Source organism: Aminobacter aganoensis, assembly GCF_014206975.1.
Taxonomy (GTDB): domain Bacteria; phylum Pseudomonadota; class Alphaproteobacteria; order Rhizobiales; family Rhizobiaceae; genus Aminobacter; species Aminobacter aganoensis.
Window position 1 is genome coordinate 121051 of record NZ_JACHOU010000007.1, and the last position, 20925, is coordinate 141975.

Annotated in this window: 23 protein-coding genes; 11 read left to right on the forward strand and 12 right to left on the reverse strand. The window is 64.9% G+C overall.

What is annotated here, in order from left to right; all coding sequences use genetic code 11:
• The first annotated feature begins 77 nt into the window (after positions 1-77).
• On the forward strand, positions 78-1130 hold the full coding sequence (locus GGR00_RS15700; RefSeq protein WP_246441403.1) for a zinc metalloprotease HtpX: 1053 nt from the start codon (positions 78-80) through the stop codon (positions 1128-1130).
• 740 nt (positions 1131-1870) lie between these two features.
• On the opposite strand, the gene GGR00_RS15705 is transcribed toward GGR00_RS15700, so the two are convergent.
• The 11 genes from GGR00_RS15705 to infC form a co-directional block, all read right to left on the reverse strand.
• Complete coding sequence (locus GGR00_RS15705) at positions 1871-2569, reverse strand: spermidine synthase (RefSeq protein ID WP_184699944.1); 699 nt, start codon at positions 2567-2569, stop codon at positions 1871-1873.
• Between the two features lie 108 nt (positions 2570-2677).
• Positions 2678-3664 carry a Gfo/Idh/MocA family protein gene (locus GGR00_RS15710; RefSeq protein ID WP_184699945.1) on the reverse strand — a complete coding sequence of 329 codons (987 nt, stop codon included), beginning with the start codon at positions 3662-3664 and terminating at the stop codon, positions 2678-2680.
• Between the two features lie 93 nt (positions 3665-3757).
• On the reverse strand, positions 3758-4336 hold the full coding sequence (locus GGR00_RS15715; RefSeq protein ID WP_184699946.1) for a YceI family protein: 579 nt from the start codon (positions 4334-4336) through the stop codon (positions 3758-3760).
• 69 nt (positions 4337-4405) lie between these two features.
• On the reverse strand, positions 4406-4984 hold the full coding sequence (locus GGR00_RS15720) for a cytochrome b (protein ID WP_055981989.1): 579 nt from the start codon (positions 4982-4984) through the stop codon (positions 4406-4408).
• A 96-nt stretch (positions 4985-5080) separates the two neighbouring features.
• Positions 5081-7486 (reverse strand): phenylalanine--tRNA ligase subunit beta, encoded by a 2406-nt coding sequence (gene pheT, locus GGR00_RS15725; protein WP_184699947.1) that lies wholly within the window; start codon positions 7484-7486, stop codon positions 5081-5083.
• Positions 7483-7914 carry an ASCH domain-containing protein gene (locus tag GGR00_RS15730; RefSeq protein WP_055981984.1) on the reverse strand — a complete coding sequence of 144 codons (432 nt, stop codon included), beginning with the start codon at positions 7912-7914 and terminating at the stop codon, positions 7483-7485. Before GGR00_RS15730 ends, pheT begins: the two co-directional genes overlap by 4 nt.
• Entirely contained in the window at positions 7911-8996 is a 1086-nt protein-coding gene (gene pheS / locus GGR00_RS15735; protein WP_055981979.1) for a phenylalanine--tRNA ligase subunit alpha, read from the reverse strand. Before pheS ends, GGR00_RS15730 begins: the two co-directional genes overlap by 4 nt.
• A 114-nt stretch (positions 8997-9110) precedes the next feature.
• Positions 9111-9512, reverse strand: coding sequence for a 50S ribosomal protein L20 (gene rplT, locus GGR00_RS15740; RefSeq protein ID WP_055981977.1), 402 nt, complete (start codon positions 9510-9512; stop codon positions 9111-9113).
• 37 nt (positions 9513-9549) lie between these two features.
• On the reverse strand, positions 9550-9753 hold the full coding sequence (gene rpmI / locus GGR00_RS15745; RefSeq protein WP_055981974.1) for a 50S ribosomal protein L35: 204 nt from the start codon (positions 9751-9753) through the stop codon (positions 9550-9552).
• Between the two features lie 208 nt (positions 9754-9961).
• Positions 9962-10588, reverse strand: a complete 627-nt coding sequence (locus tag GGR00_RS15750) for a methyltransferase family protein (RefSeq protein WP_184699948.1) — start codon at positions 10586-10588, stop codon at positions 9962-9964.
• A gap of 195 nt (positions 10589-10783) precedes the next feature.
• Positions 10784-11320, reverse strand: coding sequence for a translation initiation factor IF-3 (gene infC, locus GGR00_RS15755; RefSeq protein WP_082496743.1), 537 nt, complete (start codon positions 11318-11320; stop codon positions 10784-10786).
• 199 nt (positions 11321-11519) lie between these two features.
• On the opposite strand from infC, the gene GGR00_RS15760 reads away from it, so the two are divergent.
• The 10 genes from GGR00_RS15760 to GGR00_RS15805 all read left to right on the forward strand — a co-directional run bounded on the left by GGR00_RS15760 (position 11520) and on the right by GGR00_RS15805 (position 20531).
• The gene (locus tag GGR00_RS15760) at positions 11520-12293 is read left to right on the forward strand and encodes an alpha/beta hydrolase (protein WP_184699949.1); all 774 of its coding nucleotides are present in this window, start codon (positions 11520-11522) and stop codon (positions 12291-12293) included.
• A gap of 4 nt (positions 12294-12297) precedes the next feature.
• Positions 12298-13440: a benzoate/H(+) symporter BenE family transporter gene (locus tag GGR00_RS15765; RefSeq protein WP_184699950.1), complete on the forward strand. Its 1143-nt coding sequence runs from the start codon at positions 12298-12300 to the stop codon at positions 13438-13440.
• A gap of 119 nt (positions 13441-13559) precedes the next feature.
• Positions 13560-14000 (forward strand): DUF2852 domain-containing protein, encoded by a 441-nt coding sequence (locus GGR00_RS15770; protein ID WP_055981963.1) that lies wholly within the window; start codon positions 13560-13562, stop codon positions 13998-14000.
• 92 nt (positions 14001-14092) lie between these two features.
• On the forward strand, positions 14093-14851 hold the full coding sequence (locus GGR00_RS15775; protein ID WP_184699951.1) for a M48 family metallopeptidase: 759 nt from the start codon (positions 14093-14095) through the stop codon (positions 14849-14851).
• A gap of 182 nt (positions 14852-15033) precedes the next feature.
• Positions 15034-15693 carry a phosphoribosylanthranilate isomerase gene (locus tag GGR00_RS15780; protein ID WP_184699952.1) on the forward strand — a complete coding sequence of 220 codons (660 nt, stop codon included), beginning with the start codon at positions 15034-15036 and terminating at the stop codon, positions 15691-15693.
• Between the two features lie 29 nt (positions 15694-15722).
• Positions 15723-16943: a tryptophan synthase subunit beta gene (gene trpB, locus GGR00_RS15785; protein WP_184699953.1), complete on the forward strand. Its 1221-nt coding sequence runs from the start codon at positions 15723-15725 to the stop codon at positions 16941-16943.
• A 2-nt stretch (positions 16944-16945) separates the two neighbouring features.
• Positions 16946-17365: a hypothetical protein gene (locus tag GGR00_RS15790; RefSeq protein ID WP_184699954.1), complete on the forward strand. Its 420-nt coding sequence runs from the start codon at positions 16946-16948 to the stop codon at positions 17363-17365.
• Complete coding sequence (gene trpA / locus GGR00_RS15795) at positions 17362-18204, forward strand: tryptophan synthase subunit alpha (RefSeq protein WP_184699955.1); 843 nt, start codon at positions 17362-17364, stop codon at positions 18202-18204. The genes GGR00_RS15790 and trpA overlap by 4 nt, the downstream gene beginning before the upstream one ends.
• A gap of 36 nt (positions 18205-18240) precedes the next feature.
• Positions 18241-19164: an acetyl-CoA carboxylase, carboxyltransferase subunit beta gene (gene accD / locus GGR00_RS15800; protein WP_184699956.1), complete on the forward strand. Its 924-nt coding sequence runs from the start codon at positions 18241-18243 to the stop codon at positions 19162-19164.
• A 35-nt stretch (positions 19165-19199) separates the two neighbouring features.
• Positions 19200-20531: a bifunctional folylpolyglutamate synthase/dihydrofolate synthase gene (locus GGR00_RS15805; RefSeq protein ID WP_184699957.1), complete on the forward strand. Its 1332-nt coding sequence runs from the start codon at positions 19200-19202 to the stop codon at positions 20529-20531.
• 66 nt (positions 20532-20597) lie between these two features.
• Here GGR00_RS15805 and trxA read toward each other — a convergent pair whose 3' ends face one another.
• Complete coding sequence (gene trxA / locus GGR00_RS15810) at positions 20598-20918, reverse strand: thioredoxin (RefSeq protein WP_055981937.1); 321 nt, start codon at positions 20916-20918, stop codon at positions 20598-20600.
• Positions 20919-20925 lie beyond the last annotated feature (7 nt).

The following is a 20925-nucleotide window of genomic DNA, read 5'->3' on the forward strand; positions in this document are numbered from 1 at the left end:
GGCAAGCTCATATTCCAGGCATGAGCGAGCTGCATTCCATCAACCTATTCGAGCATCGGCGCAACCGTACACTGAATATGCTGCAAACCTGGCTGCTCGGGGCCGGCAGCCTGTTGCTGCTCGGCATCACCGCCTGGGCCTTCGCCGGCAGCACTGGCCTTCTTTATGCACTGATCTTCGGCGCCGTCTCGATGTGGGCGGTGCGGCGCATCAGCCCACAGATGGTGCTGTCGATGTACAAGGCAAGGGAGGTCAGCGCGGCCGACTTTCCTGCCGGCTTCCGCATCGTCCAGGAACTCGCCCGCCGCGCCGAGCTGCCGGCGGTGCCCAAACTCTACGTCATCCCGTCCAAGATGATGAACGCCTTCGCCGTCGGCCGCCGCGAAGACGCGGCGATCGCCGTCACCGACGCGCTCGCCCGCAGCCTCACCCCGCGCGAACTGGCCGGCGTTCTCGCCCACGAAATCAGCCACATCGCCCATGAGGACGTGAAGGTGATGGCCTTCGCCGACATGGTGTCGCGCTTCACCTCGTTCATGTCGACGGTCGGCCTGTTTTCCCTGTTCTTCAACCTGTTCGGCTTTGCCGGCGGCTTCCGCGCCCAGGTGCCCTGGCTGGCGGTGCTGGTCCTGCTGGCCGCGCCCACCGTCGGAGGGCTGTTGCAGATGGCGCTGTCGCGCACCCGCGAATTCGATGCCGATCTTGGCGCGGCAGCCTTGACCGGCGATCCCGACGGGCTGGCTTCGGCGCTGACCAAGCTCGAACGCGCGCAAGGCAAGCTGTGGGAAAACATCCTCTTGCCCAGCGGCCGCATTCCCGACCCCTCGGTGCTGCGCAGCCATCCGCTGACCGCCGACCGCGTCGCCCGGCTCCGGGCGCTGAAGGGGGATGTCGCCGACGAGATTGCCGCCGCCGGCGCACCGGACCTGCCGCGTGCGCCACGGCCCTCGATGATCCCGAAGATCCGCTCCCATCCCGGAACCTACCTGCCGGGCGGCGCCCGCGGCTTCATCAACGCCGCCAACAGCGACTTCGCCGACGACACGCGGCCCGCCTGCGAAACCCCGCTCAACCCACCCGACAACGGCCGCCCGCGTATTCGTGTGACGCGCGGCGGGGTGTGGTGGTGATTGTCGAGGCGGACAGATTTTCCACGGGGGTGGAGATTTCCTGATGGAGCGTTGCAACGACGGTGTACAGCCATTTCCAGAATCCTGGACCACCGGTGCAGCTTCGGCATCACGGCATCGGTGCATCCTGTCACCATCTGTCACCAACCTCCGTGGATAGCCGCGCCCCTCTCTTCCACGCCCCCAGAAGCCTCCCGTACAATCATCGGCAGTTCCTCCCGCGGGAACACCGGTCGCGACGGTGGCATGTGGGGAGGAACCGGCGCCTCCGGCAATGGGCCAACGTAGCCTGTTGCCCGGGGAGGTTCCGTCCGAGGGTTCCCCTCCGGGCACTACGGCCCGGGTGCGCTGGACGATGCGCTAGGGTGGGCAAGGGCACCAATGCCCAGGCTCCAGGAAGCGGAACGGGCGGGAACAGAAATCGCCGGCGGGGCGCGGACGTCGCGCCGCATAAGATACTATCGGAAGGCACGGCCTCGCGCCCCGCTTCCCGAACCTTTTCGCAAGCAATGGCCAGGCGCGAAAGCGAGCGTGGCAAGGCAGGGACTTGCCTTCTCCCCTTGTGGGAGAAGGTGGCCGAGCAAAGCGAGGTCGGATGAGGGGTGTTGGAAGGAATGAGAGGTTGCAGGAGGCGGCTCTGAATGGCGAACACATCCGAGCGTATGCACCCCTCATCCGCCCTCCCGAGCTTGTCGAGGGGCGGGGCACCTTTTCCCGCACGGGGAGAAGGGAAGAGCGCGCTACCGCCGGCCCTTCGGCTTGGGCGCTCCGCCGCTCACCGCCACCCAGACGACGTGGCGGGCGCCGCCGCCCTTGGTGCTGGCGCGGACCTTGACCTCGTCGGTGACGAAGCCACTCTCGTGCAGACGGCGCGAGAACGACTTGTCGGGCCCTTGCGACCACACGGTCAGCACGCCACCCGGCTTCAGCGCGGCCTTGGCGCCATGGAGGCCGGCGTAGTTGTAGAGGCTGTCATTGGCGTCGCGCGACAGGCCCTCGGGGCCGTTGTCGACATCGAGCAGGATCGCATCATAGGTGCCGGCGCCATCGCGGATGAGCCTGCCGACATCGCCCTCCACCACCTCGACGCGCGGATCGTCGAGGCAACCGCCAAAGACCTCGGCCATCGGCCCGCGCGCCCAGGCGATCACCTCGGGCACCAGTTCGGCGACGACGATGCGGGTATCCTTGCCGAGAAGCGCCAGGGCGGCGCGGAGCGTAAAGCCCATGCCGAGGCCGCCGATCAGGATCGTCGGTTTGCTGCGGCCGCCGATGCGGTCGCAGGCGAGCTTCGCCAGTGCTTCCTCGGAGCCGCTCAGGCGGCTGTTCATCAGCTCGTTGGAACCGAGCATGATCGAAAACTCGGTGCCGCGCTGCTTGAGGCGCAGTTCGCCGCCGCCGGGGATCTTCGCGGTGTCGAGCACTATCCAGGGAATCATCGCCGCGCGCCTTCCATATCGGACATCATGCGGCGCTCCCTAGCACGGCACGGCGCAAACGACAGCCTTCGCGCGACCGGCGGCAAGCCGGCGCGAAGGCTGGGATGCCTAGACTTTCTCCCATCCGTCATGGTCGCCGGCGCGGAAGATAGCGTCGATGACTTTCTGGTTGAGCACCGATTCTTCGAGCGAGAAGACGTGGTCGGGCCCGCCTTGCGCGGCGCGGACGAAGGCCTCGACCTCGAGCCGGTACTGCTTGGCGCCGGAGAAATGGAACACCGTCGTTTCGTTGTGGCCGGCATTGTGCAGCTCGACGCACTCCTGCTCGTAGAGCCCGGCATTGAACGGCGAGCGCACCTCGATGAAGCCCTTGTCGCCATGGAAGACCATCAGCTGGCGGTTGGCGAGCTGGGTGGAGAGGTAGAAGGACAGCTCGAAATCGCCGAAATCGGCGCGCACGCTGGAATAGATGTCGGTGCCGAATTTCGGATCACGCTCGATGCTGGCCTGGACGCGTTGCGGCTCCTTGCCGGTCGAAAACCGCGTCGACACGGTCGGATAGACGCCGATGTCGGGCAGCGCGCCGCCGCCGAGGTCGAGCTGGTTGCGCATGTTGTTGGGGTCGACGTTGAAGTAGGAGAAAGCACCCTGGACGTGCTTGAGCTTGCCGATGGCGCCGCCGGCAATCAGGTCGCGCACCTTGATCCATTGCGGGTGGTAGGTGACCATGAAGGCCTCGGAAACGATGACCTTCTTGCGGTCGCGGATCTCGATCAGCGGAGCGATGTCGGCGGCGTTCAGCGCCAGCGGCTTTTCGACCAGCACGTGCTTGCCCGCCTCGGCCGCCTTCGCCGCCCATTCGAGATGCTGCGAGGTCGGCAGCGGAATGTAGACGCCGTCGACCGTGTCGGAGGCGAGCAGCTCTTCATAGGAGCCGAAGGCATGGCGCGCGCCGAACCGGTCGGCGAGCGCCCGGGCCTTGGCGACGTCGCGGCTGGCGATCGCGGCGACCACGCCGTTGGTGGAATCGGCAATCGCCGGCAGCAGCTGCTCGCGGCCGATCTTGGCTGTCGAAAGTACACCCCAGCGAAACATCTGACCCTCCCGAAACGGACTGCGCGCCAGCCCGGCGCGTCGCCGAGCTTGGCGGAAGCAGCGGCGAAACGCCAGAGGTTTCGGGCAGGGCGCTCAGCCGCGGCGGCCGCTGAACTGCATGTCGAAGGCGACGATGTTGGAATAGATCGGCGTGCCGACATCCATCTGGTAGCGCGAGCGGAACACCTTGCCGCTGACATGGAAGCTGATCTGCCCGCCCTTCATGCCCTGCAGTTCGGCGGTGAACTTTTCGGTGAAGGTGTGACCGCGCGCCGTCAGCTGGCCGGTGATGACGGCCGAGTTGTCGCCAGTGCGCTGGACGCTTGTCGAGCGGAAGGTGATCTGGCGCGAATTGGCGACATCGAAGACGGCGTCCGACTTCAGGAAGGCGTCGACTCGGCCCTGGCCGGTGCCGACGCTGTCTGGGAAGATGGTGAGGTCGACACGCGAGCGGCCGATGTCGCCGCCATCGATGCGGATCGTGCCCTTGAACTGACCGAAGGCGCCGTTCAGCCCGCCGCCGCCGATCTTGCCGATGGCAAAGCGGATGCTCGAGCCGTTGTTGGAAATGGCATACCGGCCGGCCGCATCCGACAGCGCCACCGCCGAAGCCGTGTCGCCGAGAAGACCGACCGCAATGAGGGTTGCGGCGCTCAGAATACGCAAGGACATTTCATCATACTCCCTGATGGCAAGGCCCATCCGGGCCACGCACCGAGACAAACGAACGGGTGGCGGCGGCTATTCCGGCTTTCGCGCGGACGTTGGGAAAAAGGGCGAGATCATCCGCACCAGCACCACATCGCGCAGCCAGAAATGATGTCGCAGCGCCGCCAGCACGTGCAGCACGACCAGCGCGATGCCGGCGTAGGCCAGCCATTTGTGGCCGAAGATCCAGAATGTCTCGGCCGCATCGGACACCTGCAGCGGCAGATGCGGCATGACGAACAGATTGAACGGCATCGACGGGATTTCGAGCACCGAGACCGACACCAGCACCCAGCCCGACAGCGGCACGACGAGCTGAACGGCATAGAGCAGGACATGCACGGCAGGCGCCGCCCGCCGCTCCATCGGCCCAACCTCCTCGGGCAGTTCTGGACTGGCATTGCCGAGCCGCCAGCCGATGCGGACCAGCACCAGCCCAAGCAGCAGGAAACCGAAGGATTTGTGCAGCTGGATCAGCTCGAACGCGATGCGCTGGCTGGCGATGCGGACCATCACCAGCCCGAGCCCGAACTGGCCGATGAACAGGAGAGCGATCAGCCAGTGGAGGCCGATCGACGCCCAGCCATAACGGGTATCGGTGTTGCGCAGCATCGCTGGCTTCAACGAGCGGGAAGGACGAATGTTTCCCGGCAACGAAAAAGGCCAGGCTCGAGGCCCGGCCTTTTCCAGCATTCGGCTATCCGGCAATCAGCTGCGCAGCGCGCCGCCGGTCTGTTTCTTGACGTTCTCGACGATACGGGCCGCGAGCGCCTCGAAGTCCTGGTCGGTCAGCGTCTTTTCCTGCGGCTGGATCGAAACCTCGATGGCGACCGACTTCTTGCCCTCGCCGAGCGATGCACCTTCGAAGATATCGAAGACCGAAACGCCGGTGATCAGCTTCTTGTCGGCGGCAAGCGCTGCCTTGGTCAGCGTGCCGGCCTCGACGGCCTTGTCGACGACGAAGGCGAAGTCGCGCTTGACCGCCTGGAAGGCCGACAGTTCGAGCTTCGGCTTGGTCTTGGTCGGCTTGGCCTTGGGCTCGGGGATGGCATCGACGTAAACCTCGAAGCCGCAGAGCGGGCCCGACACGTCGAGGCCTTCGAGCGTCCTCGGATGGAACTCGCCGAAGGTGCCGAGCACGACCTTGGGGCCGAGCTTGATCACGCCCGAGCGGCCGGGGTGGTACCAGGCCGGGGCACCGGTTTCGATCTGCAGCCGGTCGACCGGTGCGCCGCAGGCTTCGAGTGCGGCGATGGCATCGGCCTTGGCGTCGAAGACGCCGACATTGCCTGCATTGCCGGACCAGTTGCGGCCCGAGCCTTCGAGCTTGGCGGTGCCGCGGCGGGCGCCGGCGGCGACACGGCGCTGGCCCTCGGCGGTGTCGCTCTCATAGGTGCCGGAGACTTCGAACAAGGCGACGTCGCCAAGACCACGATCGGCGTTGCGCTGGGCCGCGGCGATCAGGCCGGGCAGCAGCGAAGGCCGCATGTCCGACATGTCGGCTGCGATCGGGTTCGACAGCTTGAGGCTGTCCTGGCCGCCGCCGAACAGCTCGGCGTGCTTTGCCGGAATGAAAGACCAGGTGACGGCCTCCATCATGCCGCGCACGGCGAGCGCGCGCCGCGCCGAGCGGGTGCGTATCTGCAGCGTGGTCAATATCTTGCCGTTGACGGCATCATGCGCGCCGAGCGGCTGCGGCGCGATGTTGTCGACGCCGTGGATGCGCATGACCTCCTCGACGAGGTCGGCCTTGCCGTCGACATCGGGGCGCCAGGACGGCACGGAGACGTCGACGACGTCGCCATTGCCCTTCACGCCGAAACCGAGGCGGGTGAGGATGTCGAGGCTCTCGGCCTTGGCAACCTCGATGCCGGTCAGGCGCTTGACCTCGCTGAGCGGGAAGGAGACGACCTTGGCCTGATGGCCGGCATAGCCGACGACATCGGTTTTCGTCGGCTGGCCTCCGCAGAGCTCCAGCACCAGCTTCGTTGCCAGCTCGATACCCGGAACCATGAATTCGGGGTCGACGCCGCGCTCGAAGCGGTAACGCGCATCGGTGATGATGCCGAGCGTGCGGCCGGTGCGGGCGACGTTGAGCGGCGCCCACAGAGCCGACTCGATCAGCACGTCGGTCGTGTTCTCGTCGCAGCCCGTGTGCTCGCCACCCATGACGCCAGCGATGGAATCGGCGCCTTCAGCATCGGCAATGGTGCACATCTCTGGAGTCAGAGTGTACTCGCGCCCGTCGAGTGCCAGCACCTTCTCCCCCTCCAGAGCCCGTCGGACGACCAGATTGCCCACGACCTTCTTCAAATCGTAGACGTGCAGCGGCCGGCCGCGATCGAAGGTGATATAATTGGTGATATCGACCAGTGCGCTGATGGGGCGCAGGCCAATGGCCAGCAGGCGTTGCTGCATCCACTTGGGCGAAGGGCCGTTCTTGACGCCGCGCACCAGGCGCAAGGCAAAGCCCGGGCAGAGTTCGGGCGCCTCGATCGAAACCTTGACCGGGCAGTCGCCCTCGCCGGCAACGGCTTCGACCGCATCACCCTTGAGCGTGCCCATGCCGGACGCCGCGAGGTCGCGGGCGATGCCGTGGACGCTGGTGGCGTCGGGGCGGTTCGGGGTCAGGTTGATCTCGATCATCGGGTCGTCGAGATGGGCGTAGGTCGCGAATGACGTGCCGACAGGCGCATCGGCCGGCAGGTCGATGATGCCGTTGTGCTCGTCCGACAGCTGCAACTCGCGCTCGGAGCACATCATGCCGTGGCTTTCAACGCCACGGATCTTGCCGACCGACAGGGTGACGTCGATGCCGGGCACATAGGCGCCGGGCGCGGCGAAGGCGCCGACCAGGCCGGCACGCGCATTGGGCGCGCCGCAGACGACCTGCACCGGCTTGCCGTCACCGGTGTCGACGGTCAGGACCTGCAGCTTGTCGGCGTCGGGGTGCCTGCTTGCCGTCAGCACCTTGGCGATGACGAAAGGCTTGAGGGCCGCCTTGTCGTCGACGGACTCGACTTCGAGGCCGATCGAGGTCAGGCGCTCGACGATCTGGTCGAGCGTGGCGTCGGTGTCGAGATGATCCTTGAGCCAGGAGAGCGTGAATTTCATGGGTTCACTCGTTTCGTGTCGTTGCGGTCGAGCACTTCCACCACACGGAACCGCTCACAAACCAAAATCATGTCCGGCGAGAAGCCGCCATTGCGGGCGAAATAGGCCTCGTGGGCCTGACGCCAGTATTCATAGGACAGGTCGCCCTCGCCTTCCGCGGCAGCAAATTCGGCATCGACCTCGTCGAAGCGACGCTGGATCGCCTCGACGGTCTCGATGACGGCCGCCCTGCGGCCCTGGCCGTCGAGCACCACGTCGCGTCGGCCGACCTCGGGCACCGGCTCGTCGCCACCATAGTCACGCAAGGCGCCGCAGGTCGCTGTCTTCTTGCCCGACAGCACCAGCGCCAGCAGCTCGTCGGCGAGCTCCGGGCTGTCACCGAAGGCGAAGGTCACCGCACCGGCATATCGGTCGGCGGCGTCGATCATGCGCTCAGGCCACCGAACAAGGTCGGCATATCGAGCGGACGGAAGCCATAGTGCTGGAGCCAGCGAACGTCGGCGTCGAAGAAGGCGCGCAGGTCGGGCATGCCGTATTTCAGCATGGCGATGCGGTCGATGCCCATGCCCCAGGCGAAGCCCTGGTACTCGTCGGGATCGAGACCGCCATGGCGCAGCACGTTCGGATGAACCATGCCGCAGCCGAGAATCTCCATCCAGTCGTTACCTTCGCCGAAGCGCACCTCGCCGGGACGCGAACGGTCGCACTGGATATCGACCTCGAGGCTCGGCTCGGTGAACGGGAAGAAGGACGGGCGGAAGCGCATCTTGACCGAGGGCACCTCGAAGAATGCCTTGCAGAACTCCTCCAGCACCCACTTCATGTTGGCGATGTTGGCGGTCTTGTCGATCACCAGGCCCTCGACCTGATGGAACATCGGCGAGTGGGTGGCGTCCGAATCCTGGCGATAGGTCTTGCCCGGGATGACGATGCGGATCGGCGGCTTCTGCGTCTCCATGGTGCGTATCTGCACCGGCGAGGTGTGGGTGCGCAGGAGCTTGCGCTCGCCATTGGCATCCGGCGGGAAGAAGAAGGTGTCGTGCATCTCGCGCGCCGGATGCCCCTCGGGGAAGTTCAGCGCGGTGAAATTGTAGTGGTCGGTCTCGACATCGGGGCCTTCGGCGATGGCGAAGCCGAGATCGCCGAAGATCGCCGCGATCTCGTCGATGACCTGGCTGATCGGGTGGATGCGGCCGCGCTCGGCCGGCGACTGGCGCACCGGCAGCGTCACATCGACCTTTTCGGCGATCAGACGCGCATTGATGGCGACATCGCGCAGCTCGGACTTGCGGGCGGTGAGCGCATCGGTGACGCGATTCTTCAGGCCGTTGATCGCCGGGCCCTTGGTCTGGCGCTCTTCGGCACTCATGCCGCCGAGGGTCTTCAGCATCTCCGAGACCGAGCCCTTCTTGCCGAGGGCGGCGACGCGCACCGCCTCGATCGCCTGCTCGTCGGAGGCGGAAGCGATGTCGCTCAGCAGCGACTGTTCGAGAGTTTCAAGATCGCTCATGGTCCAGTTCCGTTGCGGCCCTAACGGCCCTTCGTTGCTGCAAAGAAAAACCCGCGCCAGCCGTGCCAGCGCGGGTTTCCCAAATCAAGTCAGTGATGCTTGGGAAGGCGCTGGTTAAGCAACAGCGCTTTCAAAAGCATTCGGGGTGGTGTTCTTGAGGTACTCAAGAGCAACCTTGGCCTTGGCCACGAGCGCGGCGAATGCCTGCGGCTCATGGATGGCCATGTCGGACAGGATCTTGCGATCGATCTCGATGTTGGCCTTGTTCAGTCCGTCGATGAAGCGGCCATATGTCAGGCCGTGCTCGCGGACCGCGGCGTTGATGCGCTGGACCCACAGGGCGCGGAAGTTGCGCTTGCGGTTCTTGCGGTCGCGGTAAGCGTACTGCTTCGACTTTTCCACCGCCTGCTTGGCAATGCGGATGGTGTTCTTGCGGCGGCCGTAGAAGCCCTTGGCAGCCTGCAGAACCTTCTTGTGCTTGGCGTGGGCGGTTACGCCCCTTTTTACACGTGCCATGTCATGATCTCCTTAAAACGCTATCCAGGCCGAGTGCTCAGAGGCCGTTCGGCAGAAAATTCTTGATGACCTTCTTGCCGTCCGGTTCAGCCAGAACCATCGTGCCGCGGGCATCGCGAATGAACTTGTTGGAACGCTTGATCATGCCATGGCGCTTGCCGGCGGCAGCCGCCAGGACCTTGCCGGTCGCGGTGATCTTGAACCGCTTCTTGGCAGCGGATTTGGTCTTCATCTTGGGCATTTTGCTACTCCGTTCTTCAGGATTCCGTTGCACCCGAAAGTGCTGCGAACCCCTTCATGTTGTTGTTTTCAGGCCGACCAAAGCCCGAAAAGCAAAGGAAACCGCCACGGCATGCCCTGCCGGGCGGTTCTTGGACGCGGCTATATACGCGGAAGTTTGGCGCAGTGCAACACCCTGAAAGGGCCGCAACGGCAATGATTCCGCGGCCTCAGGGGAGGCGGAACAGCACCGGCAACACGCCCGTCACCTGGGCGTGGTCGATCAGTTCGAAGACGGGCAGCGCCACCAGGAAGACGAGACCATCGAGCAGGGTGTTGAGCAGAAGCTTCGGCCGGAAGCTGCCGGTGTCGTCCTCTTCATAGAGGGAGAGATTGGGAACGAAGCGCGGAACACGCTTGACGTAGGCGGAGTATTCGGGACCGAAGAGGTGTCCGAGGTGCTTTTCCTCGCGCAGGATGACGACGTGGAAGGCCGCGGCGCACATCAGCGCGAAGCCGATGGCGGTGACGATCGAGCCCATCTGCGCACCGACGCCGGCGGCAGCCAGCGTCGAGAAGACATAGAGCGGGTTGCGGGTCATCGAATACGGCCCGCCGGTGACGATCTCGCCCGACTTGCGCCCGCCGATGTAGAGCGTGCACCACAGCCTGCCAACGATGCCGAGGAAGATCATCAGGATGCCGGCCATTTCGACGACCTCGTGGATCGTCGTGTCGGGCGGGAAAGAGGACTGGCCGAACAGCAGTGCTGCAAACAGCGTCACGATCAGCACGGCAAGCACGATGCGGCGCCTGTGCTGGTAATTGCCCAGACCCTGGTATTCCGGCTCGCTCATCGCTTTCCACTCGCCAGCCGCTCGCTTGTGACGAGTGTGCCGCTTGGCGCCTTGCAGGAGAAATGGTCCCGTTCCGGCAGCAATGCCGGAACCCGCCGAGCGCCGCGCGTCCTTTCGGACGCGCAGAAACGCTCGGGCAGTTTCAGTCGCGCCGTGAATTCCGAAAATCTGTGTCGATTTTCGGGCAGCCAGGCATCAACGCGGAGCCAGCACCATCATCATCTGGCGGCCTTCGAGCTTGGGCTCGGCTTCGACCTTGGCGATGGCGGCGGTTTCCTCACGAACCTTGTTGAGGAGCTGCATGCCGAGTTCCATGTGGGCCATTTCGCGGCCGCGGAACCTGAGCGTCAGCTTGACCTTGTCGCCTTCCTCGAAGAAGCGGCGGACCGCCTTCATCTTGGTTTCGTAGTCGTGGTCGTCGATGTTCGGGCGCATCTTGATCTCTTTGATCTCGATGACCTTCTGGTTCTTGCGCGCCTCGGCCGCCTTCTTCTGGTTGGCGTATTTCAGCTTGCCAAGGTCAAGGATCTTGACGACGGGCGGCTGGGCGTTGGGGGAAATTTCTACGAGATCGAGGCCTGCCTCTTCGGCGGCCAGGAGTGCGTCGTTGATGGAAACATCGCCACGGTTGGAACCGTCGACGTCGATCAACTGGACCCGGGGAACCCGGATGTCACGGTTAGCGCGCGGGCCGTCCTTGGTGGGTGCGGCTGCTTTAAAAGGTCTGCGAATGGTCGTTGTCTCCTCGAGCCATTGACGTTGTCATGTGTGCGGACGCGCCAATGTGGGGGCGCGCGGGCGAAGTCAATAACACAGCACTCGCAACAAATCACCTGCTTCCGCGCATGCGAACTGCCCCAAAAGAACGATTCTTACGGCACTTTCGGCATCGGGCCGGCTGTGCCACAAGTCCGTGCCGAGGGGATTTGACATGACTGCCAGCACGCCGGACTTCATCGAGGTCGACAACACCCGCATCGCCATCCGTCATGCAGAGGGGGCGACACCCGGCGTGGTCTGGCTCGGCGGCTACAAGTCGGACATGCTGGGAACCAAGGCCGAGACGCTGGCCGCCTGGGCGGTGGGCGAGGGACGCGCCTTCCTGCGCCACGATTATTCCGGCCATGGCGAAAGCGGCGGCGCCTTTGCCGACGGCACGATTTCCAAATGGCTGGCCGAAAGCATGGCCGCCTTCCGAAAATTCACGAACGGCCCGCAGGTGCTGGTCGGCTCGTCAATGGGCGCCTGGATCGCGCTCAGGATGAACGAAGAGCTCAACAAGGCAGGCGAGGGCGACCGCATCGCCGGCCTGGTGCTCCTGGCGCCGGCGCCCGACTTCACCGCCGAACTGGTCGAACCGGCGCTGACCGAGGCGCAGCGCAGGGACCTCGTCGAGAAGGGCTATTTCGAGGAGCCGTCGGACTATTCGCCGGAGCCCTACATCTATACCCGCGCGCTGATCGAGGACGGGCGCCGGAACCTGGTCATGACCGGGCCGATCCACACGCATTGCCCCGTACACATCATCCAGGGCCTTGCCGATCCTGACGTGCCGCACAGCCACGCGCTGAAGCTGATGAGCCTCCTGCCCGCCGACGACGCGACGCTGTCGCTGGTGCCCAATGGCGATCACCGGCTGTCGCGGCCCGAGGATCTCGACCTGCTGACCCGCGCGGTCGGCGAAATGATCGGACGGGCGGGCTGAACGCATGCGCATATCGATCCCGATCTCGGCCTTCGTGGCAGCCATCGTCGGCTTCGGCGGCACGCTGGCCATCATCATCGCCGCAGCCGTGGCGGTCGGCGCGACGCAGGTGCAGACGGCGAGCTGGGTGACCGCCATCTGCCTCGCCATGGCGGTGGAGACGGCGTGGCTGTCGTGGCGGACGAAGATGCCGGTCATCACCGCATGGTCGACACCGGGCGCGGCACTGATCGCAGCGAGCAGCGGCTTCAGCATCGGCGAGGCGGTCGGCGCCTTCCTCGTCACCGGGGTGCTTCTGGTGCTCACCGGCCTGATCAAGCCGCTGACGCAGCTGATCTCGCGCATCCCGGCCTCGGTGGCCTCGGCGATGCTCGCCGGCATCGTCGTGACCTTCGCCATCAACGCCGCCAAGACGGTGCCCTCCGACCCCTGGCTGATCCTGCCGCTGATCGCGGCCTTCTTCCTGATCCGGCTCTACAATCCTGCTCTTTCGGTGCTGGTGGTGCTGGTCGGCGGCGGGCTGGCGGCATTTCTCACCGGTCGTGTCGGCGGCTTGCCGACGCCGGAACTTTCGACGCTGACGCTGATCGCGCCCGAATTCACCGCCACCGCCATCATCGGCCTGGCCGTGCCGCTCTATCTCGTCACCATGGCGTCGCAGAACCTTTCCGGCCTCGCCGTGCTGCGCGCCGCCGGCTACCACCCCGAACCCGGCCCGCTGATCGGAGTGACCGGGCTGTTTTCGGTGCTGTCGGCGCCGTTCGGCGCCTCGACCACCAACCTGGCGGCGATTTCGGCGGCGATCTGCACTGGGCCGGATGTACATCCCGACATGAAGGAGCGCTGGAAGACCGGGCCATTCTATGCGCTTGCCTATGTCGCCTTCGCCGCCTTCGGCGCCTCGCTGGTGGCGATCTTCGCGGTGCTGCCGCCGAGCCTGATCGTGCTGGTGGCGGGGCTGGCCCTGATGGCTTCGCTCGCCAATGCGCTGGCGATCGCGCTCAAGGACGACCACCACCGCATGGCCGCGACGACGGCCTTCGTCGTCACCGCCTCGGGGCTGACGTTGCTCGGCGTCGGTTCGGCTTTCTGGGGGCTGGTTGCCGGCCTGATCGTGCTGGTCCTGGAAAACCTGAAAAAAGGCTAGGATTCGCAGGCCCTTGTCCGGTTTTGGCCGGCACCGTCTTGAATCGCCATTTTTGCTTTCCCATGTCGTTTGGAGCAGCTTTTTCCCTGGCTGCCTCAAACAAGGAACGGCAATCTACTATGAACACGACTGCACTGATCCGCCCGGCCTGGACGCCGGCAACCATCGCGTTGATGGTGATCGGCTTCATGGTGTTCTGGCCGCTCGGCCTCGCCATGCTTGCCTACATCATCTGGGGCGACCGGCTTGACGGTTTCAAGCGCGATGTCAACCGCGCGACCGACGGCGTCTTCGCCGGCTGCCGCAAGGCTTCCTACCGGGCCAGCGCCCAGACCGGCAATGTCGCCTTCGACGACTGGCGCGAGAAGGAACTCGATCGCCTGAACGAAGAGCGCCGCAAGCTGGACGAGATGCGCGACGAGTTCGACACCTATGCCCGCGAACTGCGCCGGGCCAAGGACCAGGACGACTTCGATCGCTTCATGGCCAACCGCAACAAGCCGACCGCGCCGACGGTCACGCCCAAGAAGGGCGGCAAGGCTGGCCTGCTTGACGACTGAGGTCGCCTCCATCCGTTGAACGCCAACGGCGCCGTGCAAGCGGCGCCGTTTTCTTTGGCTCCGATTTCCCTCGAATCATCTAGTCTGCCGCCATGTCCTTTGGCTTCTTCCGCAAGCTGACCAAGCCAGCGCCTGCACCCGTCCTGGAGCGGGATCACATCGTTGCCGGCCGCACGCTGCCGCTGCGCATCGTCGAGAACGACAGGGCCCGGCGGCTGACGCTGCGCATCGACGCGGGCGGCCGCGGCCTGCGCATCACCGTGCCGCCCGGCCTGCGCCAGGGCGAGGTCGACCGCTTCCTCGACCGCCACCAGGGCTGGCTGGAGCAGCGCCTCGCCAAGGTGCCCGACCGGCCGCTGGTGCGCCCCGGCATCAAGATCCCGATCCGCGGCACCCCGCATCTGATCGTCCACGAAGGTGGTGCGCGCGGAACGGTGCGGCTGGGCGAGGATGAAACAGGACCGACCCTTGTCGTCCACGGCGACCGGGTTCACCTGCCGCGCCGCATCGCCGACTTCCTCAAGCGCGAGGCCAAGCGCGACATCGAGGCGATGGTGGCGAAGCATTGCGAGGCAGCCGGCCGCCGCGCCAAGGCGATCCGCTTCCGCGACACCTCCAGCCGCTGGGGCTCCTGCACCTCGGACGGGGTGCTGTCGTTCTCGTGGCGGATCATGATGGCGCCGACGCCGGTCATCAACTATCTCGTCGCCCACGAGGTGGCGCATCTGCGCGAGATGAACCACGGGCCGAAATTCTGGAAGCTGTGCGAGGACCTCTGCCCCGACACCGAGCGCTGCAAAGCGTGGCTCAAGCGCAACGGCAGCGCGCTGCAGGCGATACAGTTCGAGTGAGCGAGTAGGGAATAGGGAATAGCGAATAGCGAGTAGTGGGATTGCGCGGCGGCGCCGTTGGTGCTTTCAGGCCGCCCTGCGAGTTGGTGGCCTTCCCTACTCCCTACTCCCTACTCCCTATTCGCTATTCGCTATTCGCTGTTTTCCTCGACTTCGCCGCCTTTTCGTGCCACTCCCACCCCATGGCTTTCGACATCAAGATCTGCGGCCTCAAGACCGATGAGGCGCTTCAGGCGGCGCTCGGCAATGGCGCGAGCCATGTCGGCTTCATCTTCTTCGCCAAGAGCCCGCGCAACGTCTCGCCCGAAGACGCCGGGCGGCTGCGCGAGGCAGCACGCGGCAGGGCCAAGGCGGTCGCCGTGACCGTCGATGCCGACGATGTCTTCCTCGACAAGATCGTCGCCGCCATGGCGCCCGACATGATCCAGCTGCACGGCAAGGAAAGCCCGGCGCGGGTGGCCGAGGTCAAGGCGCGCTACGGCCTGCCCGTCATGAAGGCGTTTTCCATTCGCGAGGCGGGAGATTTCGAGGCGATCATACCTTATGCCGGTGTCGCCGACCGCCTGCTTTTCGATGCCAAGCCGCCTGCCGGCTCCGAATTGCCCGGCGGCAACGGCGTTTCCTTCGACTGGCGGCTGCTCGCGGGCCTTGACGCCTCCGTCGATTACATGCTTTCCGGTGGGCTGAACGCCGGCAACATCGGCGACGCCATCCAGCTTGCAAACCCGCCCGGCATCGACATTTCCTCGGGCGTGGAAAGCGCACCGGGCGTCAAGGATGCGGCGCTTATCGAGAATTTCTTCAGGGCCGTCCGGGCAGCTAGCGACCGCAGCGCTGCCTGATCGAGCCTCCAGCCGCAAGGAGATCGGCCGTGAACAAGCCGACTGAGCCCAATTCTTTCCGTACCGGACCCGACGAGCAGGGCATGTTCGGCATTTTTGGCGGCCGGTTCGTTGCCGAAACGCTGATGCCGCTGATCCTCGAGCTGCAGCGTCACTGGGACGAGGCCAAGAACGATCCGGCCTTCAAGGAAGAGCTGCGCGATCTGTCGACCCACTATGCCGGCCGGCCGTCGAAGCTCTATTACGCCGAAGGCCTGACCAGGCATCTCGGCGGCGCGAAGATCTACTTCAAGCGCGAAGACCTGAACCACACCGGCTCGCACAAGATCAACAACTGCCTCGGCCAGATCCTGCTCGCCAAGCGCATGGGCAAGACCCGCATCATCGCCGAAACAGGCGCCGGCCAGCACGGCGTCGCGTCGGCGACGGTTGCTGCCCGTTTCGGCTTCCCGTGCTTCGTCTATATGGGCGCCACCGACGTCGAGCGGCAGAAGCCCAACGTCTTCCGGATGAAGCTGCTCGGCGCCGAAGTGCGCCCGGTCAACGCCGGCCACGGCACGCTCAAGGACGCCATGAACGAGGCGCTGCGCGACTGGGTCACCAATGTCCACGACACCTATTACCTGATCGGCACGGCCGCCGGCCCGCACCCCTATCCTGAGCTCGTCCGCGATTTCCAGTCGGTGATCGGCACCGAGGCGCGCCAGCAGATCCTCGAGCAGGAAGGGCGCCTGCCCGACGTGATCGTGGCCGCCGTCGGCGGCGGCTCGAACGCGATCGGCCTGTTCCACCCGTTCCTCGACGACCGCAGCGTCAAGATCGTCGGCATCGAAGCCGGCGGCCGCGGGCTCGACGGCATCGAGCACTGCGCCTCGATGAACGCCGGCAGCCCCGGCGTGCTGCACGGCAACCGCACCTATCTCCTGCAGAACGACGACGGCCAGATTCTCGACGGCCACTCGATCTCCGCCGGTCTCGACTATCCCGGCGTCGGTCCGGAGCACAGCTGGCTGCGCGACAGCGGCCGTGTCGAATATGTGCCGATCCTCGACGACGAGGCACTGGAGGCGTTCCAGCTCACCACCAAGGTGGAAGGCATCATCCCGGCGCTGGAATCGGCCCATGCCATCGCGCATGCGGTCAAGGTCGCGCCGACGATGGGCAAGGACAAGGTGATGATCGTCAACCTGTCGGGCCGCGGCGACAAGGACGTGCATACGGTCGCGCAAATGCTGGGCATGGAGATCTGAAGATGAAAGTCCTTCAGACGCTAGGGCATCGAAACGGATTTCCGCCGACTCCGTTCTACTATCGACGAGAAGCTGATGGCATTCGAATCGAAAGTATCGTCGGTAAGAAGATTCGCCGCCTGATCGACACCGATGTCTGGAACGAAATACTGAGGACAGTGTTTGACAATGGTTCTGAAGTTTTTGGTGTATCGTCTAGTGCTAATTCGGAACTGGACGCTCCAAAGCTCCACGACTTGATCAAGGCCGGCTCGAACATCGGAGATACACGCACACTTGCGTACATATCCGCTGTACTTGTTCACGAAGGCTCCCTCATTCTAGATCACGGCCCGAGACAGGATGACCTGGATGCAAGAATTTTCTTGCGCCGTTCAACTTTCACCAACGTAGATTACGCCTCGAGGCACCCTGAATCATGACGACCACCCGCATCGACCGCCGCATGGCGAAACTGAAGGCCGATGGACGCCCGGCGCTGGTGACCTATTTCATGGGTGGCGACCCCGACTACGAGACGTCGCTGTCGATCATGAAGGCGCTGCCCAAGGCCGGCAGCGACATCATCGAGCTCGGCATGCCGTTTTCCGACCCGATGGCCGATGGCCCGGCGATCCAGGCCGCCGGCCTGCGCGCGCTGAAGGCCGGACAGACGCTGGCCAAGACGCTTGAGATGGCGCGCGAATTCCGCGCTGACGACAACGACACGCCGATCGTCTTGATGGGCTACTACAACCCGATCTACATCTACGGCGTCGACCGCTTCCTGGCTGACGCAGTCGCTTCAGGCATCGACGGCCTGATCGTCGTCGACCTGCCGCCGGAGATGGACAACGAGCTGTGCATCCCCGCGCTCAAGGCCGGCGTCAACTTCATCCGCCTGGCGACGCCGACGACCGACGACAAGCGCCTGCCGAAGGTGCTCGAGAACACGTCGGGCTTTGTCTACTACGTGTCGATGACCGGCATCACCGGTTCGGCGCTGGCCGACACGGGCAAGGTGGCCGAGGCGGTGCAGCGCATCAAGGCGCATACCGACCTGCCGGTCTGCGTCGGCTTCGGCGTCAAGACCGCCGAACAGGCCAGGACCATCGGCGCGTCGGCCGACGGCGTCGTTGTCGGCACCGCGATCGTCAATGCAGTTGCCAATGTCATCGGGCCGAAGGGCGAGAAAACCGCCGATCCGGCCGAAGCGGTGGCGACCCTGGTCAACGGCTTGTCCCAGGGCATTCGCGCCGCACGCCTTGCTACCGCCCAATAAATACCCCATGTCCCGGGATCGAAGAGGACCACTGCCATGAACTGGATCACCAACTACGTTCGCCCCAAGATCAACTCGATGCTTGGGCGCCGGGAAATGCCCGACAATCTCTGGATCAAGGATCCCGAGAGCGGCGAGATGGTGTTCCACAAGGACCTGGAAGAGAACCAGTATGTGATCCCGTCGTCGGGACATCACATGAAGATTTCGGCCAAGGAGCGGCTGCGCTTCTTCTTCGACGACGGCCGCTACGAGCCGATCGAAAATCCCAAGGTGATGGTCGACCCGCTGAAGTTCCGCGACGAGAAACGCTATGTCGACCGCCTGAAGGACGCCAAGGCCAAGACCAGCATGGAAGACGCGATCCTGTCGGGATCCGGCAAGATCGAGGGCCTTCCGGTCGTCGTCACCGTGCAGGATTTTGCCTTCATGGGCGGCTCGCTCGGCATGGCGGCGGGCGACGCGATCATCCGCGCCTTCGAGGTCGCACTCGAGAAGAAGCGCCCGCTGATCTTGTTCGCCGCCTCGGGTGGCGCGCGCATGCAGGAAGGCATCCTGTCGCTGATGCAGCTGCCCAGGACGACGGTTGCGGTGGACCGGCTCAAGGAAGCCGGCCTGCCCTACATCGTGGTGCTGACCAATCCAACGACCGGCGGCGTGACCGCCTCCTATGCGATGCTGGGCGACGTGCATATCGCGGAACCCGGTGCGCTGATCGGCTTTGCCGGCCCGCGCGTCATCGAACAGACGATCCGCGAGAAGCTGCCCGAAGGCTTCCAGCGCTCGGAATACCTGATGGACCACGGCATGGTGGACATGGTGGTGTCGCGGCTTGAGCTCAAGTCGACGATCGCCAGCCTGCTCAAGATCCTGACCAGGACGCCTGCGGAAGCCAAGACCACCGAGGCCGAGATCCTGCCGCCTGTCGTTCCGGTGCCGGAACGACGCCCGCAGGCCTGACCACACAGACACGGCCCTTGGCCCGGGGGATTGCCATGACCACGCTCGAAGCCGATCTCGAAATCGAGCGCCTTTTGGCGCTTCATCCGAAGGGTTTCGACCTTTCGCTCGACCGCATCACGCGGCTGCTCGAACGCCTCGGCAACCCGCAGGACCACATGCCGCCGGTGATCCACATCGCCGGCACCAACGGCAAGGGCTCGACCGCCGCCTTCTCGCGTGCGTTGCTCGAGGCCTCCGGCCGGCTGGTGCATGTCCACACCTCGCCGCATCTGGTGAACTGGCACGAGCGCTACCGCCTGGCAGCACCCGGCGGCGGCAAGCTGGTCGACGACGACGTTCTGGCCGATGCCGTCCGCCGCGTCGGCGAAGCCAATCGTGGCGAAAAGATCACCGTCTTCGAGATCCTCACCGCCGTCACCTTCGTGCTGTTTTCCGAACATCCGGCCGACGTCTGCATCATCGAGGTCGGGCTTGGCGGGCGCTTCGACGCGACCAACGTCATCAAGCGCCCGGCGTGCTCGGTCATCATGCCGGTGTCGATGGATCACGAGGCCTATCTCGGCGACAAGGTCGAGCTGATCGCCGCCGAAAAGGCCGGCATCATCAAGCGCGGCTGCCCGGTCGTCGTCGGCGCCCAGGAAACCGAAGCGGCGCAGCAGGTGCTGATCGACACCGCCGAGCGGCTCGATTGCCCGCTCGAGGTCTACGGCCAGGATTTCGTCGCCTTCGAGGAAAACGGCCGCATGGTCTACCAGGACGAGAGCGGGCTGATGGACCTTTCGCCGCCACGCCTGCCGGGACGCCACCAGTTTGCCAACGCAGCGGCGGCCATTGCCGCGGTCAAGGCGGCTGGCTTCCCCCTGACCGAGCGCGCCATCGACAAGGCGATGACGTCGGTGGCCTGGCCGGGGCGGATGCAGCGCATGCCGCAAGGCGCGCTAACCGAGCTCGCCCCGAAAGGGGCCGAGGTCTGGATCGACGGCGGCCACAATCCCGGTGCCGGCACAGTGATCTCCGAAGCGCTCGCCGAGCAGGAAGAGAAGTCGCCGCGGCCGCTGTTCCTGATCTCCGGCATGATCAACACCAAGGACCAGACCGGCTATTTCAAGCCGTTCCACGGCATGGCGCGGCATGTCTACACCGTTCCGGTGACGATGAGCGAAAGCGGCGTGCCAAATGAAGAGCTGGCGGTGCGCGCCACCGAGGCCGGGCTGTCTGCCGAACCTGTCAGTTCGGTCGCCAACGCGTTGATGCTGTTGCGCGATACCTGGAACGAGAACGAGCCGGCACCGCGCATCCTGATCGGCGGCTCGCTCTATCTCGTCGGCGAGGTGCTGGCCGCGAACGGCACGCCGCCGACCTGAGCCGTCGACAAGCCAATAAAAAAGCCCGGCACTGCCGGGCTTTTTCGTATTCAGGCGTCGGATCGGTCAGACGTTGCCGTTGATCCAGCTGGACAGGGCGGTCTTGGGCGCGGCGCCAACCTTGATGTCGGCGACTTCGCCATCCTTGAAGATCATCAGCGTCGGGATCGAGCGCACGCCGAACTGGGCGGCGATCTCGGGGTTCTCGTCGATGTTGACCTTGGTGATCTTCACCTTGCCGGCCATCTCGTTGGAAATCTCTTCCAGCGACGGGCCGATCATCTTGCAGGGACCGCACCACTCGGCCCAGAAATCGACGACGACGGGCTCCTTGGCCTCGAGCACGCCGGTCTTGAAATTGCTGTTGTCGATCTTGACGGTGGCCATGATGCGA

What these genes read in the sequence shown, in the direction of transcription:
- GGR00_RS15700 (WP_246441403.1), top strand. Translation starts at nt 78, where the DNA reads ATGCTGCAAACCTGGCTGCTCGGGGCCGGCAGCCTGTTGCTGCTCGGC.
- GGR00_RS15715 (WP_184699946.1), bottom strand. Translation starts at nt 4,336, where the DNA reads ATGTCCTTGCGTATTCTGAGCGCCGCAACCCTCATTGCGGTCGGTCTT.
- GGR00_RS15710 (WP_184699945.1), bottom strand. Translation starts at nt 3,664, where the DNA reads ATGTTTCGCTGGGGTGTACTTTCGACAGCCAAGATCGGCCGCGAGCAG.
- accD (WP_184699956.1), top strand. Translation starts at nt 18,241, where the DNA reads ATGAACTGGATCACCAACTACGTTCGCCCCAAGATCAACTCGATGCTT.
- trpA (WP_184699955.1), top strand. Translation starts at nt 17,362, where the DNA reads ATGACGACCACCCGCATCGACCGCCGCATGGCGAAACTGAAGGCCGAT.
- GGR00_RS15730 (WP_055981984.1), bottom strand. Translation starts at nt 7,914, where the DNA reads ATGATCGACGCCGCCGACCGATATGCCGGTGCGGTGACCTTCGCCTTC.
- GGR00_RS15805 (WP_184699957.1), top strand. Translation starts at nt 19,200, where the DNA reads ATGACCACGCTCGAAGCCGATCTCGAAATCGAGCGCCTTTTGGCGCTT.
- GGR00_RS15765 (WP_184699950.1), top strand. Translation starts at nt 12,298, where the DNA reads ATGCGCATATCGATCCCGATCTCGGCCTTCGTGGCAGCCATCGTCGGC.
- GGR00_RS15760 (WP_184699949.1), top strand. Translation starts at nt 11,520, where the DNA reads ATGACTGCCAGCACGCCGGACTTCATCGAGGTCGACAACACCCGCATC.
- trxA (WP_055981937.1), bottom strand. Translation starts at nt 20,918, where the DNA reads ATGGCCACCGTCAAGATCGACAACAGCAATTTCAAGACCGGCGTGCTC.
- GGR00_RS15770 (WP_055981963.1), top strand. Translation starts at nt 13,560, where the DNA reads ATGAACACGACTGCACTGATCCGCCCGGCCTGGACGCCGGCAACCATC.
- rpmI (WP_055981974.1), bottom strand. Translation starts at nt 9,753, where the DNA reads ATGCCCAAGATGAAGACCAAATCCGCTGCCAAGAAGCGGTTCAAGATC.
- GGR00_RS15705 (WP_184699944.1), bottom strand. Translation starts at nt 2,569, where the DNA reads ATGATTCCCTGGATAGTGCTCGACACCGCGAAGATCCCCGGCGGCGGC.
- pheT (WP_184699947.1), bottom strand. Translation starts at nt 7,486, where the DNA reads ATGAAATTCACGCTCTCCTGGCTCAAGGATCATCTCGACACCGACGCC.
- pheS (WP_055981979.1), bottom strand. Translation starts at nt 8,996, where the DNA reads ATGAGCGATCTTGAAACTCTCGAACAGTCGCTGCTGAGCGACATCGCT.
- GGR00_RS15790 (WP_184699954.1), top strand. Translation starts at nt 16,946, where the DNA reads ATGAAAGTCCTTCAGACGCTAGGGCATCGAAACGGATTTCCGCCGACT.
- GGR00_RS15750 (WP_184699948.1), bottom strand. Translation starts at nt 10,588, where the DNA reads ATGAGCGAGCCGGAATACCAGGGTCTGGGCAATTACCAGCACAGGCGC.
- rplT (WP_055981977.1), bottom strand. Translation starts at nt 9,512, where the DNA reads ATGGCACGTGTAAAAAGGGGCGTAACCGCCCACGCCAAGCACAAGAAG.
- GGR00_RS15775 (WP_184699951.1), top strand. Translation starts at nt 14,093, where the DNA reads ATGTCCTTTGGCTTCTTCCGCAAGCTGACCAAGCCAGCGCCTGCACCC.
- GGR00_RS15720 (WP_055981989.1), bottom strand. Translation starts at nt 4,984, where the DNA reads ATGCTGCGCAACACCGATACCCGTTATGGCTGGGCGTCGATCGGCCTC.
- GGR00_RS15780 (WP_184699952.1), top strand. Translation starts at nt 15,034, where the DNA reads ATGGCTTTCGACATCAAGATCTGCGGCCTCAAGACCGATGAGGCGCTT.